16 protein-coding genes and 3 pseudogenes are annotated in these 14,295 nt (G+C 64.3%); 7 read left to right on the top strand and 12 right to left on the bottom strand.

Annotated elements, in window-relative coordinates; all coding sequences use genetic code 11:
• Positions 1 to 466: 466 nt before the first annotated feature.
• The 5 genes from ACFU4Z_RS36355 to ppgK all read right to left on the bottom strand — a co-directional run bounded on the left by ACFU4Z_RS36355 (position 467) and on the right by ppgK (position 5,125).
• The gene (locus ACFU4Z_RS36355; protein ID WP_379072871.1) at positions 467 to 802 is read right to left on the bottom strand and encodes a hypothetical protein; all 336 of its coding nucleotides are present in this window, start codon (positions 800 to 802) and stop codon (positions 467 to 469) included.
• Between the two features lie 272 nt (positions 803 to 1,074).
• Positions 1,075 to 1,929, bottom strand: a complete 855-nt coding sequence (istB, locus tag ACFU4Z_RS36350; protein ID WP_379072868.1) for an IS21-like element helper ATPase IstB — start codon at positions 1,927 to 1,929, stop codon at positions 1,075 to 1,077.
• Positions 1,930 to 2,883: a hypothetical protein gene (locus ACFU4Z_RS36345; RefSeq protein ID WP_379072865.1), complete on the bottom strand. Its 954-nt coding sequence runs from the start codon at positions 2,881 to 2,883 to the stop codon at positions 1,930 to 1,932.
• A 40-nt stretch (positions 2,884 to 2,923) separates the two neighbouring features.
• Positions 2,924 to 3,709: an SDR family NAD(P)-dependent oxidoreductase gene (locus ACFU4Z_RS36340; RefSeq protein WP_379072862.1), complete on the bottom strand. Its 786-nt coding sequence runs from the start codon at positions 3,707 to 3,709 to the stop codon at positions 2,924 to 2,926.
• Positions 3,710 to 4,276: 567 nt separating this feature from the next.
• Complete coding sequence (ppgK, locus tag ACFU4Z_RS36335) at positions 4,277 to 5,125, bottom strand: polyphosphate--glucose phosphotransferase (RefSeq protein WP_379072859.1); 849 nt, start codon at positions 5,123 to 5,125, stop codon at positions 4,277 to 4,279.
• Between the two features lie 381 nt (positions 5,126 to 5,506).
• On the opposite strand from ppgK, the pseudogene ACFU4Z_RS36330 reads away from it, so the two are divergent.
• From ACFU4Z_RS36330 to ACFU4Z_RS36320, 3 genes and pseudogenes are all read left to right on the top strand, one after another.
• Positions 5,507 to 5,623, top strand: a pseudogene (locus tag ACFU4Z_RS36330) (RNA polymerase subunit sigma-24); the annotation flags it as partial.
• 138 nt (positions 5,624 to 5,761) lie between these two features.
• Positions 5,762 to 5,947 (top strand): annotated as a pseudogene (locus tag ACFU4Z_RS36325) (aldo/keto reductase); the annotation flags it as partial.
• Between the two features lie 149 nt (positions 5,948 to 6,096).
• Positions 6,097 to 6,267 (top strand): hypothetical protein, encoded by a 171-nt coding sequence (locus tag ACFU4Z_RS36320; RefSeq protein ID WP_379072856.1) that lies wholly within the window; start codon positions 6,097 to 6,099, stop codon positions 6,265 to 6,267.
• Positions 6,268 to 6,416: 149 nt separating this feature from the next.
• Here the strand turns inward: ACFU4Z_RS36320 and ACFU4Z_RS36315 are convergent, their stop codons facing one another.
• From ACFU4Z_RS36315 to ACFU4Z_RS36305, 3 genes are all read right to left on the bottom strand, one after another.
• Positions 6,417 to 6,917 carry a HEPN family nuclease gene (locus tag ACFU4Z_RS36315; RefSeq protein WP_379072854.1) on the bottom strand — a complete coding sequence of 167 codons (501 nt, stop codon included), beginning with the start codon at positions 6,915 to 6,917 and terminating at the stop codon, positions 6,417 to 6,419.
• 473 nt (positions 6,918 to 7,390) lie between these two features.
• A complete protein-coding gene (locus tag ACFU4Z_RS36310; RefSeq protein ID WP_379072852.1) occupies positions 7,391 to 7,747 on the bottom strand; it encodes a nuclear transport factor 2 family protein in 357 nt (118 codons plus the stop codon).
• Positions 7,748 to 7,770: 23 nt separating this feature from the next.
• Positions 7,771 to 8,556, bottom strand: a complete 786-nt coding sequence (locus ACFU4Z_RS36305; protein ID WP_379072850.1) for an SDR family oxidoreductase — start codon at positions 8,554 to 8,556, stop codon at positions 7,771 to 7,773.
• A gap of 106 nt (positions 8,557 to 8,662) precedes the next feature.
• Between ACFU4Z_RS36305 and ACFU4Z_RS36300 the strand changes: the two genes are divergently transcribed.
• Complete coding sequence (locus ACFU4Z_RS36300) at positions 8,663 to 9,172, top strand: winged helix-turn-helix transcriptional regulator (protein WP_379072847.1); 510 nt, start codon at positions 8,663 to 8,665, stop codon at positions 9,170 to 9,172.
• Between the two features lie 610 nt (positions 9,173 to 9,782).
• Here ACFU4Z_RS36300 and ACFU4Z_RS36295 read toward each other — a convergent pair.
• Positions 9,783 to 10,448 carry an epimerase gene (locus ACFU4Z_RS36295; RefSeq protein ID WP_379072845.1) on the bottom strand — a complete coding sequence of 222 codons (666 nt, stop codon included), beginning with the start codon at positions 10,446 to 10,448 and terminating at the stop codon, positions 9,783 to 9,785.
• Positions 10,449 to 10,709: 261 nt separating this feature from the next.
• On the opposite strand from ACFU4Z_RS36295, the gene ACFU4Z_RS36290 reads away from it, so the two are divergent.
• Both ACFU4Z_RS36290 and ACFU4Z_RS36285 read left to right on the top strand, forming a co-directional pair.
• Positions 10,710 to 11,411 carry an NADPH-dependent FMN reductase gene (locus ACFU4Z_RS36290; protein ID WP_379072843.1) on the top strand — a complete coding sequence of 234 codons (702 nt, stop codon included), beginning with the start codon at positions 10,710 to 10,712 and terminating at the stop codon, positions 11,409 to 11,411.
• A gap of 246 nt (positions 11,412 to 11,657) precedes the next feature.
• Positions 11,658 to 12,119, top strand: a pseudogene (locus ACFU4Z_RS36285) (alcohol dehydrogenase catalytic domain-containing protein); the annotation flags it as partial.
• 13 nt (positions 12,120 to 12,132) lie between these two features.
• On the opposite strand, the gene ACFU4Z_RS36280 reads toward ACFU4Z_RS36285, so the two are convergent.
• The 3 genes from ACFU4Z_RS36280 to ACFU4Z_RS36270 all read right to left on the bottom strand — a co-directional run bounded on the left by ACFU4Z_RS36280 (position 12,133) and on the right by ACFU4Z_RS36270 (position 13,856).
• Positions 12,133 to 12,561, bottom strand: a complete 429-nt coding sequence (locus ACFU4Z_RS36280; RefSeq protein ID WP_379072873.1) for a MarR family winged helix-turn-helix transcriptional regulator — start codon at positions 12,559 to 12,561, stop codon at positions 12,133 to 12,135.
• A gap of 481 nt (positions 12,562 to 13,042) precedes the next feature.
• Complete coding sequence (locus ACFU4Z_RS36275; protein ID WP_379072841.1) at positions 13,043 to 13,249, bottom strand: hypothetical protein; 207 nt, start codon at positions 13,247 to 13,249, stop codon at positions 13,043 to 13,045.
• A gap of 175 nt (positions 13,250 to 13,424) precedes the next feature.
• Complete coding sequence (locus ACFU4Z_RS36270) at positions 13,425 to 13,856, bottom strand: hypothetical protein (protein WP_379072839.1); 432 nt, start codon at positions 13,854 to 13,856, stop codon at positions 13,425 to 13,427.
• A 159-nt stretch (positions 13,857 to 14,015) separates the two neighbouring features.
• On the opposite strand from ACFU4Z_RS36270, the gene ACFU4Z_RS36265 reads away from it, so the two are divergent.
• Positions 14,016 to 14,165, top strand: coding sequence for a hypothetical protein (locus tag ACFU4Z_RS36265; protein ID WP_379072837.1), 150 nt, complete (start codon positions 14,016 to 14,018; stop codon positions 14,163 to 14,165).
• Positions 14,166 to 14,295: the final 130 nt, after the last annotated feature.

Here is a 14,295-nt window from a genome sequence, read left to right as displayed (position 1 = left end):
GACGGGAAGCGGGCACTATCCCGGGACCATGCCGCCGATCACTCGGCCCTCCTTTCGGTTGGTCCACTCGTCTCGTGCGACCTCGTGTCGCACGCCGTAAGTGCGAATTCTGACACCGCTTATCGGTGAATTTCGACGTCACTCGGGGCCGATCCGGGGCGGGTGTATCCGTGAATTTTGACGTCACCCCGGTCGGCGCGTCCTGGCTGAGCGTGTCAGAAAGGCTCGGCGTGGAGGTCGTGGGGCGGGATCTCGGCCTTGCGGTGCCGTGACTTGACGATCAGCGCCAGCAGGCTCGCGCCGGCCTCACCGAGGTGCGTCAGCCCGGAGTGTCGGAGCTCGTGCAGGCCCCACCCGGGGTGCTGCCGGCCCGTGCCGATGATCTCGCGAACGTTCGCTACTTTGACGCGCCCGGCCGTTCGATTTGCGGTCGAGCTCGCTCCCGTCCCAAGGTGAATGGCCTGGTTCAGGCGATACCCACGCAGCCGCTCTTGGATACGGCAAGGATCGCCATCGCGACTGCGAAGCCGACCAGGACCAGCGTCAGCCGAGTGCGGCGTAGCACGGCGGCGACGATGAAGGGGGCAACCCAGATAAGTCCGATGCCGATGGTCCCGGCGGCATGGTCGGCCGTTTTGGGGCTGGTCCATGACGCCCTAACGTCGCAGTCGCCAGAAAGCGCGTTGATCGTGACGAGGATCAGGCCGGCAAAGCCCCACACGATGGTAATCGCGATAGCGGCGATCGCTTTCAGAGCCCGTTTCCAGCCGAGCCACCACCGCGGTGGTTGAGTAGTTGTCATATGCCGATCATCGCCGAGTGCGGCCATACTGGCACAGCTGGGAACCTGCGGAGACGGCTGCGCTGGAGTTGGCCGGGTCGCTGCCTGTTAGCCCAGTTGTCGATGAACGTCAGCATCTCGGCGAGTTCGATCGCGTCGTCGCCGGTGAGACCGGAAAAGAGGGGGCGGGCCTGGTCATGAGGGTCTGGTGTGGTCACGGGGTGTTGTGCCTCCGGGTGCTGGCCTGTGTTCGGGCGCCGGGCCGGTGTCGTAATACGCCGATAGAGTACTGGTCAGGGCACGATTTCCAGTGACTGCTGAGCATCCGCGAATACTGGTTGCTCCGGCGCAGTGGTGGTAGCGGCGTTGTTGAGTGCGGCGGTGCGGGTGAGTCGGTAACTGTCGGTGCCGGTTTCGATGATCTGCCCGCCGAAGGTGAGGCGGTCGACGATCGCCGCGCAGAGCCTGGGTTCGGGAAACGTATTCGACCAGCCGGAGAACGCCTCGTTCGATGCGATAGCGACAGGGTTCTTTTCCTCGCGCTCGGTCAAAACCTGGAACAACAGCTCCGCGCCGCGCTTGTCTAGCTCCATATATCCGAGTTCGTCAATACAAAGAAGATCGACTCGCCCGTAGCGGGCGATCGTCTTGGCCAGCACCTTCTCGTCGGCGGCTTCGACCAGCTCGTTCACCAATTTCGTTGCGAGGGTGTATTTCACGCGATAGCCGCGCATCGCGGCTTCGGTGCCCAACGCGATCAGCAGGTGACTCTTGCCGGTCCCGGAGTCGCCGATCAGGCAGAGCGGTGTGCCCTTCTTCACCCAATCGCAATTGGCGAGGGTATTGATCACGGCGGGGTCGATATTCGGGTTGGCGTCGAAGTCGAAGGCCCGCAACGACTTATCGCGCGGGAACCCGGCGGCGCGGATGCGCCGTTCGGAGCGCCGCCGCGCCCGGTCGTCGCATTCGACGAGCAGCAGCTCAGCCAGAAACGCTCGATAGCTCATCTGGTCGCGGGTCGCGGTTTCGACGATGTCGTTGAACTGGGTGCGGATGCTGGGCAGCCTCAGCATCCGGCATGCCTGGTCGACGGCGGTGTCGGCGGCCTGGTCGGTCATGCCGTGACGGCGCGGGGTCGGGCTGGTCATCTAAGGATTCCCTTCGGCGGTTCTCGGTTTGGTGATGCGGAGCAACTGGTCGTAGATGGCGACCGAGGGCAGGGGCCGGGTGTCAGGCGGCAGGTGCGCCAAGCGCCGCGCGGTCAGCGACACAACTGGATCCGGAGCAGGGTCGGGTTCATCGAGATCGACGACGTGGGCCAGCCGCGGTGTGGCTTCAGCGGCCTTGCGGGCTTCGAGCGCGACCGCGTCCTCGGTCAGCGCTCCCGCGCGCAGCGCGGCGTCCAGGCCGGCGACGACCTGGTCATGGGGCATGCTGCGGTGCAGCAGAAGAACTTCGATGATCGCGCGGGTGCCGTCACGCTCGCCGTGGGCTTTGCGGACCGCGGCCCACCAGGCGTCGTGGCTTTTGGTGAACTTGCCGCTCTGGCGGGCTTGTTCGAGAGCGGTCGCCCCCGCCATCGCGCCGGGCTTGCGGACCAGCGCTTCGAGATAGTGATCGAGCTCCACGCGCGTCAACGCCTTGCCGATCAAGCGTTCGTGGCGAGCGATCTCGGTGCGGCCGTCGTAGACGACCAGCCAGGACGAGTGCAAAAGGATCCGGACCGGGCGGCCGATGAACCGGATCGGGACACTGTATTTGTTGGTCCGCGCCGCGACCATCGAATACCAATCCACCCGCGTGGCCAGCCACGACCCGGTCTCGAACTCCTCGGCGGGCAGCCGTTTCAGCGTCGGTGCCTCCAGCGCGAAATGCTCGCCGATCGTGCGCGCCCGCGCCCCGATCCGCCGCGCCAGATCCTCGGTGTCCCACTGCTCGACCTGTGAGTTCAGTTCCTCGAGGGACTCGACGCGCGGGACGGGGACGAAGTGGTTGCGCCGGTAATATCCGATCTGGCCTTCGACACCACCCTTCTCGTGCGCCCCCTCGATGCCCGGAATGCAGTAGAACGGGTCGTCGATGCCCTGGGCGCACTCCACCATGTGCCACTTACACCGGACGAACGCATGCGATTGGTCGGCCTCAAATTGTGGTGACGAAGCCGCCGTCGATCCTCAGATCGGATCCGGTGATGTTGGCGGACCGGTCGCTGGCCAGGAACACGACCAGGTCGGCCACCTGCTCCGGCGTGGTGAACCGGCCCATCGCCGCTGCACCGGCGGTCGCGGACCGCACCTGTTCGGGGGTCTGACCGCTGGCGTCGGCGATCGTGTCGGCCACTCCACCTTCGTCGAGCCACAGCCCCGTCGTAACGGGCCCAGGGCTGATGGAGTTGACGCGAATGTTATTCGGCCCCAATTCCTTTGACAAAGCCTTGCCGAAATTGGTGACGGCGGCCTTGGTGGCACAGTAGTCGTAGATCCCGGGGTCCGGATAGTACGCGTTGACCGATCCGATGATGACGATCGATCCACCGCCACGGCGATGCATCTGTGGCAGAGCTGCCCGGGTCGGCCGCACCGTCCCCATCACATTGAGATCCCAGGATGCCTGCCACTGGTCGTCGGTAACGCGCGCGATTCCACCCGGTTGCACGGTGACCGCGCCGACGTTGTTCACCAGTACGTCGATGCCACCGCGGTCTGCCGCAGCCGCGATCAGGTCATCCGCACCGCCGGGTTGCGACAAATCGGCGGATACGAAGGTCACTTTCCCGGCCTCCTCCAGAGTCCCGAGACCGGGCCCTCGGCTGCGTGATCCGGCGACGACGTGGGCGCCGGCGTCCACCAGCGCCCGGGTGATCGCGAGCCCGATACCTTTGCTGGCGCCGGTAACCACGGCGGTCTTGCCCGACAGATGTAGATCCATGCTGCTGCTCCTGTCGCCGGCTCGGTTTGTGACCCCGAACACGCTACGCCCGGCTCAGCTCTGTGCCGTTAAAGATGGTGTCATTGCGTACCGCTTGTATCAGGACCTGATCGGATTCCCACTCACCGAATTGATCGAGAACCGCCACTACGCCGGCTCGTCGACCGGTTGGCCACCGTGCTCGATGAAGCGGTGTCGGTATCGCAGATCGGCTGGAAGCCGTTGCGAGCCGCTGTGGTTGTCCTGGTGGGGAGCGGCCAGCCGGTTGGCCGGGGGCCACTGGATTCATGCTCGTCCTCGGGCGCGGAATTCGCCGGGTGAATGGTTGGGTTCGCGACTGAAGAACTTGCCGGAGTTGGTTGATTCGCTGAAGCCGAGGCGTCGCCCGATGGTGGCAACTAGCAGGTCAGTGTGGGCAAGCAGGCGTTTGGCCTCCAGCGCGACGGTCAGTAGACCGGTTCTCCACCGTTGGGAACCTGCGACAACCTCCTGCGCTCATCCGCCGATGAGGAGCCCCGGGATGTAAAGGGTTCAACATCCGCCGCTACGACGGCCGGGTCCTGCTGATCAAGCCCAGCGAAGACGACCGCTGCCGCCGAGCGGGCTGGTTGCACGCGTTGGATCGCCACGCGCAGCCACTGCCGCCCCTACGATCCCCGCAGTGTTCTGCAACGCGGCGGCCACCACCGGCGTGCGGTTCTTCAGCAACGGAATCCATTTGTCGCCCTTGCGGCTGACCCCGCCACCGGCGATGAACAGGTCGGGCGAGATCGCGTTTTCGATGGCGACCAGCACCTTCGTCACCTCCGGGGCCCACCGCTTGTAGCTCCAGGCGTGCCTTTCCTTGACCGACGTGGCACCCCGACGCTCGGCCTCCATTCCGCCGACCTCGATGTGACCGAATTCAGTGTTGGGTAACAAAACCCCGTTATGGATCACCGCCGAACCGATGCCGGTGCCGAACGTCAGCAACACAATGACGCCGTCGTTGTCCTTGCCGGCACCGAACTGGACTTCGGCCAATCCCGCCGCGTCGGCGTCATTGAGTAAGGTCACCGGCTGCCCGCCGAGTTCGGCGCTGATCACCTCTTGAGCGTTCACTCCGATCCAAGACTTGTCGAGGTGCGCGGCGGTACGGGCTACGCCGCCGCTGACCACACCCGGATACGTAACGCCAAGCGGCGCGTCCCACTGGAAATGCTTCGCCACCTCGCGGATCGTGTCGGCGAGAGCCTCCGGAGTGGCCGGCCGCGGGGTCGGGAGTTTGAAGCGGTCGCCGATCAGCTGCCCAGTGCCGAGATCGACGACGCCGCCCTTCACGCCGCTACCGCCCACGTCGATGCCGAAGCCCCAGCGATGCGGCCTAGCCTGGCTCGGCTTTTCGGTGACCGAAGCGGTGGTATCGGTCGTCGACACTCCAGTACGTGGCGGCGGCTCAAGGTCGGCTCGCTCCACAGACTCCGGGCTGGTCGTTACCGTGGGTTTCATCGAGTCCCCTGGTCACGAATCGGATATCGAGGCCGAGATTTCGGCGGGCTGCCCATATTCCAACGAAAACGGGCGCAAAGGGTTCATTCACAACGGCACTGCCCGCTTCGGGCACCCCGCTGAACGGACACGGCGCATGTCAGGGACATACCCCAATACTGATCGTGCACATAACATCAAGCATCTATTCTCTCCCCCGGGCCGGTATTCCTGCTACCTGCAAAAGTGGCCGTCCCATTGCAGTTCGGCAGCGTATGTCAACACTGCAATACCCGCGGAACTGCAGGTGAAGCGTTCACGGTTACGGGACTCGGGCCGTTGGAGACCGTCGAGCAACGCGATACGGTGTCGTTTGTGTTCCTTGTGCTTGCCGAGCGGCTCACTCCGAGCGAACGAGCGGTGTTCGTGCTGCGTGAGGCATTCGGCTAGAGCCATCGTGAGGTGGCCGAGTTGATAGCCCGCCATGGAATCGCCGCGGTCGAGGAGCAGTCGTGGACACGCCTGTGAACTCTGCCGATGTCATCGTGGGAGGTGTTGACCCCACCGGCATGATGGCCGCCGGAGATCTCGCTCGCGCCGGACCTCTCGGCACTGACGGACCTGATCCGCAGCGGCAAGGTAGGCGCGATCGGCGCCTCGCAAACCCCCGCCTTCGACATCGTCGAGGCCCAATGGGTCGCCGAGCGGCGCGGCCTCGCGCGATTCCACATCGAGCAGCCGGCCTACTCCATACTCAACCGCGGCATCGAACGCGAGATCCTGTCCACCACCCAACGCTTCGGTATCGGCACCAGCCGCCGAGGCAGGCTTGCCCACGACCCACCTCGCGATGGCCTTCGCCATCGCCCACCCCGGCGTCACCAGCGCACTGATCGGCGCCCGCACCATGGACCACCTCGATGGCCTGCTGTCCGCCTGGACGTCACCTCACCGACGACATCCTCGACAACATCGACGAGATCGTCCCGCCAGGCACCGACATCGGCACCCTCGACCAGGCTTATCAACCCCCAGCCCTCGAGAACCCGAGCCTGCGCCGCCGCCCCATGACCACGCGCGCCGCAGCCTGACCCACAGATCCCGCCCCCATCACGACGAGCTGCGTTTGGCCAACGACTTGGACACAATCCCTCACCCCAAGCGCGCGAACACTTGATGTGCAGGCGTGCGGCAGTCCATAACGAGGGCCGTGCACCTATCCAGGAAGAAGCGGTGTTGACTAACCGACCATGCCCTCGAGCATTTTCGATAGCCGCTGGCAGAAGTCGAACAAGGCATCGCCCTGAATGCGACCATCCCACCGTGGGCCATTGCGCGGGGGGATGTTCGTGAACGTGAATTCCACCTCGCCCAGAGTGTAGGCGTCGGATGAGAACGCGACCCGGCCGTGAGCGACTGAATGGCGGAGATTGTGGACCAGCTCCCACAATGTCGTCGGTGGTTGAGCGCTGTCACAGTGGTCCCAAACGGGCCACTTCTTCTGCTCTAGTTCGGTCAATGCAAGTTGCCGATAGGAGTCGTGCAACGTTCGTTCCCATGGGATTACAACCAAACCGACCAAAGAGTTCACCAGGTGGGTGACGATGTGGACGTCGAAACCCGCTTCATGCGCCTCGTGCATGAAGTCAAGGTTCTTACGGGTCCGAATCGCGAAGCCTTCGACAGTATGTCGTCCAAGGATGTCTCCCGAAGGCGGCGGACGTGAAGATGCCTCGTTCATACCGGACTTAGCAACCGAACCGGTGCGAGTAATCAAGCATGAGCATGGAGATACCGTCGCACATAACCGCAGCGCTTTGCAGCCTCATCGACGTCGATGACGCGATTTGAACCCAACGCCGCGGTGCCGACCGCGCCCATGTAGCCGCACCAGCTCGACTCGTGCTTCCTGGCTGTGACCTGGCCGCCCTAGGGGATTTCCTGCGCGCACCCGGCTGAGGGCGCAAACCGCTCGATCGCCCACTTTCTACCAGGAGGCAGGCCGAACTTCGTTGGATTTTCGGCGGTCCGGTCCGGGACCCCAGTTTGATCGGGTCGACTTCGGTGGCGCCGTCCTCGCCGGTGCCGCTCCTGACGCGATCCTTAACGGCACCCCACGGGCGCCGAGGCTCAGGGGGAGTGTCGGATCACCCCGACCGGGAACTAACCCCTACCGTGGTCAGAGCCGCCGTTAACCCGACACTCCCCAGCAGATCAGGCAATTGTGAGTTGTTCGATTCGATTTCCGTCGAGGGTGAACTGGTAGCGCAGGTCTGCGGTCCCGCCGGGGAAGTCGCCTTCGAGGTGCTGGGTGACCACGTAGTGGGTGGCGTCTACGGCCCGGGCGTCAGTGGGCTCGATTGTGTAGGTGTATTCGGTGGCCGAGTGGCTGAGCCATTGCTGGATGGCGGCGAAGCCATGGTAGGCGTGGCCGTCGTCGACGACTGTGGCTTCGCTGGTGAACGCAGTGAGCGCGGTGGCGGTGTCGTGAGCGCGATGTGCGCTCAGGTAGCGGGTGATCACCTCGGGTAGCAGTTCCAGGGTGATGGTGGGGGTTTGGATGTTGTGCATGGCTTTCCCGGCGGTGTGATGGATCAGGCGGTAGGGGTGGTGCCCCCATCGATGACGTACTCGGCGCCGACAATGGAGGCGGCACGGTCGGAGACGAGGAAGGCGACCAGTTCGGCGACCTCTTCAGGGCGGTTGGGTCGCCCGAGAGGGATGCCGCCGAGGGAGTCCATGAGCTTTCCGAGGGCGGCGTCGCGGCTGATGCCTGCCTCGTCGGCGATGCGGTCGATCAGGTTGTCGGCGGCGGTGGTCTGGGTGAAGCCGGGGGAGACGGCGGTGACCCGAATGCCTTGCGGGGCGACCTCGTTGGCCAAGCCCTTGCTATAGGTCGCAAGGGCAGCCTTGGCGGCGGCGTAGGCGAGGGTACCGTTCCACAACGGCATGCGGCGCTGGATCGAGGTGACGTGCACGATCACGCCGCTGCCCGCCTCGATCATTCCCGGTAGCAGTCCACGGTCCAGGCGGACGGCAGCCATCAGGTTCGTGTTCAGCTCACGGGCCCAGTCTTCTTCGCCGAGTGCGGCGAATCCCCCGGCAGGTGCTTCGGATCCGCCCAGGGTATTGACGAGGATATCTATGCCACCCAAGCGGTCGGTCGCCTCGATGACGACAGCTTCGGCGCCTTCGGCCGTGCTCAGATCGGCGGCGATGAACGTCTTCTCCTCGACGTCCTCGGGGCGGCTGCGGGCGGAGACGAGCACAGCCGCGCCCGCTTCACGTAAGCGCGCGGCGATTGCCGCACCCGTGCCCTTGGTGCCTCCGGACACCAACGCGCGACGGCCGTCGAGGGAGTCGCTGATGGACTCGGTCATGGGCATAGTCCTTTCCCGGCCGCGGCACAGTGAGTCGCCCACGTAGTGACTGCTAAAATAGAAGTTATTAACTTCGAAATTAGCAGGAACTCGGGAGGTTGTCATCTTGGCCAGCCGCATCAGGGCAGAAGATTGGGAGTGCCCGCTGTCGACGACGGTGGAGCAGGTGGGCGAGTGGTGGACACTGCTGATCCTGCACGACGCATTCGACGGCTACACCCGGTTCGACCAGTTCCAGGGCAACCTGGGCATCTCCTCGAGCATGCTCACAGCACGCTTGAAGGCCTTGGTCGCGGACGGGCTGCTGGAGCGACGCCCCTATCAGACCAATCCGGTGCGCTACGAATACGTGCTCACCGATCGGGGGCGCTCACTGCGCCCGGTGCTTGTGGCCTTGGCCGCGTGGGGCAATGCGCGCTTGGCGCCCGAGGAGCGGAGCATGGTTCTTGTGGCCGCCGATACCGGCGAAGAGGTCGAACCCGTCGTCGTCGACGCCAGGACGGGTCGCCGCCTCGACGACAGTGACGCCTACGTCTTCGCCGCCGGTCCTGCTGCCAGTGCCGATATGCTCAGCCGGTATGCGGGCCGCGTACCCCTCCGCGCGAAGGGGGCCTGACCAAAGCGACGATCTGGCCGGCCGGGGAGTCGCCCACCTGGAACGCGCCACCTGACCTGAGGCGCGGTCTCGGGCACGCCGACCACCCTCCAGCCGCCAACGCGGTCGACACCCCGACTCGGGCACTCCAGAGATCCTGCCCACGTGCCTCTTTCGTCGTCTCGGGCGTCGGTTGGATCGGTCGATTGGCCGGTCCTCGTCGGCGCTTCGGTCCCGTGAGGAATGTCGTGAACACCTGGGCCGTTCCTGTGCTGGCGGTTCTTGCCCAGCGTGATGTGCTGCCGTCCGCGACGGCGCGAGATCCACGGGATCGTCCGGATCGATGTGGCAGCTCTTCACCCAGCGCGGGTGGATGCGAATGATTTCGTAGGAGAACCACTCCGGCGCGACCGGTGGCACGTCCACGGTCAGGGTTTCCGTCACGCCCCGGATCTCGACGCCGCGTCCCCAGCCGGGCTTGACATCGCCCGGCTCGTTTGGCGCCATGCCATCGATGAGCAGGCTGAACCTTCTGGTTGCGGAGTATGTCCCGATAGCGTTGCGTCGCAGTGTGATTCGGTCCGCCGATGTCGATGGTGTCATCATCGTTGAGCCGATGCTCCACTACCAGCTAGGGCGTAGCTCGCGCCGTGATCTCCCGGGGTGTTAGCACACGAGTGTCCGCCCCGGAGGCCGCGACGGCGATCATGGCCCGACCGATCTCCCGATTGTCGTTGACCGCGTTCGGCGCCAACCGCTCGAGCAGTGGGATCAGCCGCCCGGTGACTGCGTACGCGGCGCGATACAACCGGGTCTTGGAAACCGCACCGTCCATCGGCTGGACGAATCCGGGCCGGAACATGTACGCCTGGAAGGGGAGTGCGAGCAGATCGTTTTCGGTCTTCCCCTTCACCCGCCCCCACATCGACCGACCCTGCTCAGTGCTGTCGGTGCCCTGCCCGGAGACATAGATGAACGTCAGCTTCGGGTTCGCGGCCGCCAGCGTGCGACCGACCTTCAAGGTCAGGTCGTAGGTGATCCGGCGGTAGTTCTCCTCTTTCATGCCGACAGAGGAGACACCGAGGCAGAAGAAGCAGGCGTCGAACTCCGGCAGTTCGCCGGCGATCACGGAGAGATCGGTCGGATCGGGCTGGACCAGCTCGCGCAGCTTGGGGTTCTCGATACCCAGTGAGCTGCGCCCGACGGCGAGGACCTGCTCGACCCGCTCGTCTCGGAGGCACTCGTTGAGAACCCCCTGCCCGATCATGCCGGTCGCGCCGAAGAGGATTACCTTCATGCCAGGCATCTTGCCTGAGCGACAAGGGGATTGTGGGCATCCGCCTGATGGTGATCCCAAGGTCCGCGCGGTAGGTCATCCGCCTTGGTTGGGCACCGCCCCGATCAATGGACCGAGATCATCTCGGCCTCGGCGACATACTGACCTGCCGATTGTCGCGTATCGCCGGCCCGGATGTGGCGCACAGCGCCCCTTCTCGCCGATTGAACCAGGGCTGTCGCCGACCGGCAGCGCCTCCGTCCGGCCCGAAGATTGCTTGATATGTCACGCAATATCTTGATATTGTGGAGGGTACTCGAGGGTTTCGCGCCGATTTCAAGACGCAGCGAAGCCGCGGGCCGTGATTTTGCTTGTCACAACGAAGTGATGACACGCATGCGGTCCCGCAGAGAGGCCGTTATGACGGAACTGAAGATCGCAATCGTCGCCGGCAGCACGCGCCCCGGCCGCCACTCCCGCATGGTTGCCGACTGGGTTCTCGGTAGGGCTGCGGGACGCTCGGGTGTGGGCTACGACATTGTCGACCTCACTGATCATCCCCTGCCACTGCTCGACGAGGCCATGCCCCCGAGCTTCGGGCAGTATCAGAAGGCGCATACCAAGGCGTGGGCCGCCACCATTGCCCCCTATGACGGCTTCGTCTTCGTCAGTCCGGAGTACAACCACTCGACATCCGCGGCATTGAAAAACGCACTGGACTACCTCTACGCCGAGTGGCAGAACAAAGCCGCCGCACTCGTCGGCTACGGTTCGGTCGGCGGTGCACGTGCTGTCGAGCACCTTCGCCTCATTTGTGCCGAATTGCAGATGGCAACGGTCCGTCAACAATTGGCTTTCTCGTTGTTCACCGACTTCGAGAATTTCACTACCTTCGCCCCGGCGGCCCATCACGACGACGCTGCCACCACCATGTTCGCTCAGCTGGAAAGCTGGGCGGGTGTCTTGAAGACACTGCGCGCCTGAAGATGCCGCCCCATGGGCGACATAACAAATGATGGCTACCACAGCATCGCATTTTCGCCGCGCTCGCGGTTGTTGGATATCGGGGCGAGAGACAAAGCATGCAGACCTGGGGCAGCCGTTCCTTTCGCGCCACACAAGCAGCAACAACTCATCAGCCACACCCAGGGCGCCAACCCCGGGCTCGAGCACCGCGCCTACAGCCTGGTCAACGACAGTTCCGGGAAGGAACACCACATGACCAACGACATGTCTAAAGCAGTGCAGTTCGATTCGTACGGCGGCATCGACGTCCTCGAGGTGCGCGACGTGCCTCGCCCTGTTCCGGGAGCCGGTGAGGCTCTGGTCGAGGTCAGGGCAGCCGGCATCAATATCAGTGAGGCGGTGATTCGCGCGGGTGCCGTGCACGATCTTTTTCCTGCGACGTTTCCGTCCGGGCAGGGCAGCGACCTGGCGGGTGTGGTGGCCGAACTCGCTTCCGGCGTCACCGGTTTCGCTGTCGGCGACGAGGTGATCGGATTCTCCATGCGGCGGTCCAGTCACGCCGAATACGTGACGGTGCCGGCAAACCAGTTGACGCCCAAGCCGTCGGAGGTGTCCTGGGAGGTGGCCGGTTCGCTGTTTGTCGCAGGGGCCACCGCGTATGGCGCGGTACGGGCGGTGCGCCTCGTACCAGGGGATACGGTAGCGATTGAGCCAGTGCCAACAGGTTCGTCGGTGACGATCAAATAGGCGGGGGAGGCAGCGAAGAGTTGAGGTTCAGACTCGCCTGGATGTGTTCCAGCGCCGCCATGAAAGAAGGCACGAGCTCTTCAGGCAACGGCTCAAAGAACAATTTCCGGACAAGCGCGACGTGACCGGGCGCAGCCTCGGCGATCGCGGCCATGCCACGCTCGGTTAATACCGCGTCGGTCGCTCTGCGGTCGTCCTCCGATTGGACGCGTTCGGTGAGGCCACGTTCACACATTCGCCGGAGGTGGTGGGAGAGCCGACTGCGTTCCCACCCGATCACCGTGGCCAGGTCGGTGACCTGGAGCTTGTGTTCCGGGGCAGAGCTCAACGCGTTGAGCACGTGGTAATCGGCGAGCGAAAGACCGCTGTCGAGTTGCAACTGGCGGTTGATCTCATAGTTCATGCGCAATTGCACTCGCATATACGCCATCCACGCGCGTTGTTGTGACGACGACAGCCAGACACCGTCACCGGGGGGTGAGCGACGATTGCGCGGCATTTCACCGTCCTTTCCGGCGGACACCTTCGCAGACCATTATCCGCAACAGATCTCTCGCCGATCAGGTTCCGGGATTGGCGGCGCGGCATGTTTAGCGCACGAACATTCTGCAACGCCTGTTGTGTGCGGTCGCGCTGCCGTTAGGCGGTCGTCCGGGCGCCCGGACGACACGGCATCTGGCGGCCACGGTCAGCCGGACGACGCTACTGCGGCAGATCCGGACGCTGCCCGATCCGGACCGGGCGACACCCCGCGTACTCGGAGCGACGACTGTCAGCGTGGCCACCAGTTCGCGGGCAGGTGTCGAACTCGCCATCGCCGGAACCGGGGCGTTGTGGCCAGATCGAACAGGTGTCCAGAGCGGCTCCACTGTGTCGGGGTGCCTTGGGGGTCCTGCCCCGGATCATCGGTCGGTGCCCAGCCAGCGCTCCAGCCGCTCATGCCCCGCCCAGGAATCCAGCGACCCGAACGGGCGCCGCGGCAACAAGTCTTCGGCGGCGATGCGCCTATCCGAGCGCGGATCACCCGAGCTGGGGTGCGCGAGGATCCCGTTGTGCGCGAGCACCGTTCGTGGATCGCCGCCGACGACGAACGGGTGACAGTTCTCCACGCTATGGGCGAGTTCGAATCAGGGGGCACCACCCAGCCAGACGCATGCACAAATACGCCGGGGCCGACTCGCGTGGCCAGGGCGTGGAAGCCAGATGGTGGCGACGCCGGCCCGCGACACCACATCCGTGTCAGTGGCCATCGCAGGCTGACTGGTTTGGCCATTGATTACGGGCCTACTGCATCAGTTGGATGTGGGGGTGATCGGGTGACGTTGGGCAGACGCGAAGGATCATCTTGTAACCGCGAGCAATTGTGACGTCGGGGCCTACGGTCGTGCTGTAATCATCTGCGAGGGCCTGATCTTCGTAGGGTATCCAGCTGTGGGTTCCGCCGTCCCATTCGGACGAGGCGACGGTGAGCAGCGGTTCGGTCTCAGTACCACAGGTGGGGCATGGCTGTGGAAAGGGGTCCGTGGTGCCCCACCGGATATGGCCGCCGACCTTCCACCCGGGTGCAACGCATATGTTGTCGATGAACCAGATCTCGATGTCATCCGGATCGATCCCGGTTTGCTGCTGGCTCGCCCACTGTCGCGTTTGCTCCATCGGCTCGCTGCCGAGTTCTTCGAAATCGCTCGGGTATTCGATGATGCGTTCCGGCTCCACCGTGCACGGCAAGGGTATGTAGTGGTAGCCGTAACCACCGCTGCCGGTACCGGTGGGGTATTCAGGATGTCGGTGACGTCGGCGGCGGTGCGCCACACCAGCTGATTCGAGTATGTCGGGGAGATAGGACAGTCACGGTCCTAATTCGACGAGAGATCTATGCGTACCCAGCCCATCGGCAACCGACCACTCGTGGAACTGGAACCCACCGATCATCCGCTGGCTGTCGAGAAGCGAACCGGGATCACCTCGGCCCGGGTGCATTGGATCGCCGAACAAATCCTGCACACGAACCCGCCCACGGGCTGAGCCTGATCACAGGCCGAAGACAGACGCGGCCGAATGCACGCTCATGGCTCCCCTTTATGTCAAGACATGGCTGGGAGACGGTGGTTAGGCTGGGTGGTGGTAGGTCCGGGATGTGGCTTGTCCGAAGGGC

It is taken from the genome of Nocardia sp. NPDC057440 (genome assembly GCF_042802915.1).
In the GTDB taxonomy this organism is placed as follows: Bacteria; Actinomycetota; Actinomycetes; order Mycobacteriales; family Mycobacteriaceae; genus Nocardia.
The sequence above is the reverse complement of the archived record's forward strand: the minus strand, read 5'-3'. Positions and strand labels throughout refer to the sequence as shown.

Bases quoted from the DNA above. Each gene is read 5' to 3' on its own strand.
- ACFU4Z_RS36355 (WP_379072871.1), bottom strand. From the start codon at position 802: ATGACAACTACTCAACCACCGCGGTGGTGGCTCGGCTGGAAACGGGCT.
- ACFU4Z_RS36345 (WP_379072865.1), bottom strand. From the start codon at position 2,883: ATGGTGGAGTGCGCCCAGGGCATCGACGACCCGTTCTACTGCATTCCG.
- ACFU4Z_RS36305 (WP_379072850.1), bottom strand. From the start codon at position 8,556: ATGACCGAGTCCATCAGCGACTCCCTCGACGGCCGTCGCGCGTTGGTG.
- ACFU4Z_RS36280 (WP_379072873.1), bottom strand. From the start codon at position 12,561: ATGCGAGTGCAATTGCGCATGAACTATGAGATCAACCGCCAGTTGCAA.
- ACFU4Z_RS36340 (WP_379072862.1), bottom strand. From the start codon at position 3,709: ATGGATCTACATCTGTCGGGCAAGACCGCCGTGGTTACCGGCGCCAGC.
- ACFU4Z_RS36310 (WP_379072852.1), bottom strand. From the start codon at position 7,747: ATGCACAACATCCAAACCCCCACCATCACCCTGGAACTGCTACCCGAG.
- ACFU4Z_RS36290 (WP_379072843.1), top strand. From the start codon at position 10,710: ATGTCACGCAATATCTTGATATTGTGGAGGGTACTCGAGGGTTTCGCG.
- ACFU4Z_RS36315 (WP_379072854.1), bottom strand. From the start codon at position 6,917: ATGAACGAGGCATCTTCACGTCCGCCGCCTTCGGGAGACATCCTTGGA.
- ACFU4Z_RS36295 (WP_379072845.1), bottom strand. From the start codon at position 10,448: ATGAAGGTAATCCTCTTCGGCGCGACCGGCATGATCGGGCAGGGGGTT.
- ACFU4Z_RS36265 (WP_379072837.1), top strand. From the start codon at position 14,016: ATGCGTACCCAGCCCATCGGCAACCGACCACTCGTGGAACTGGAACCC.
- ACFU4Z_RS36320 (WP_379072856.1), top strand. From the start codon at position 6,097: ATGGCCTGCTGTCCGCCTGGACGTCACCTCACCGACGACATCCTCGAC.
- istB (WP_379072868.1), bottom strand. From the start codon at position 1,929: ATGACCAGCCCGACCCCGCGCCGTCACGGCATGACCGACCAGGCCGCC.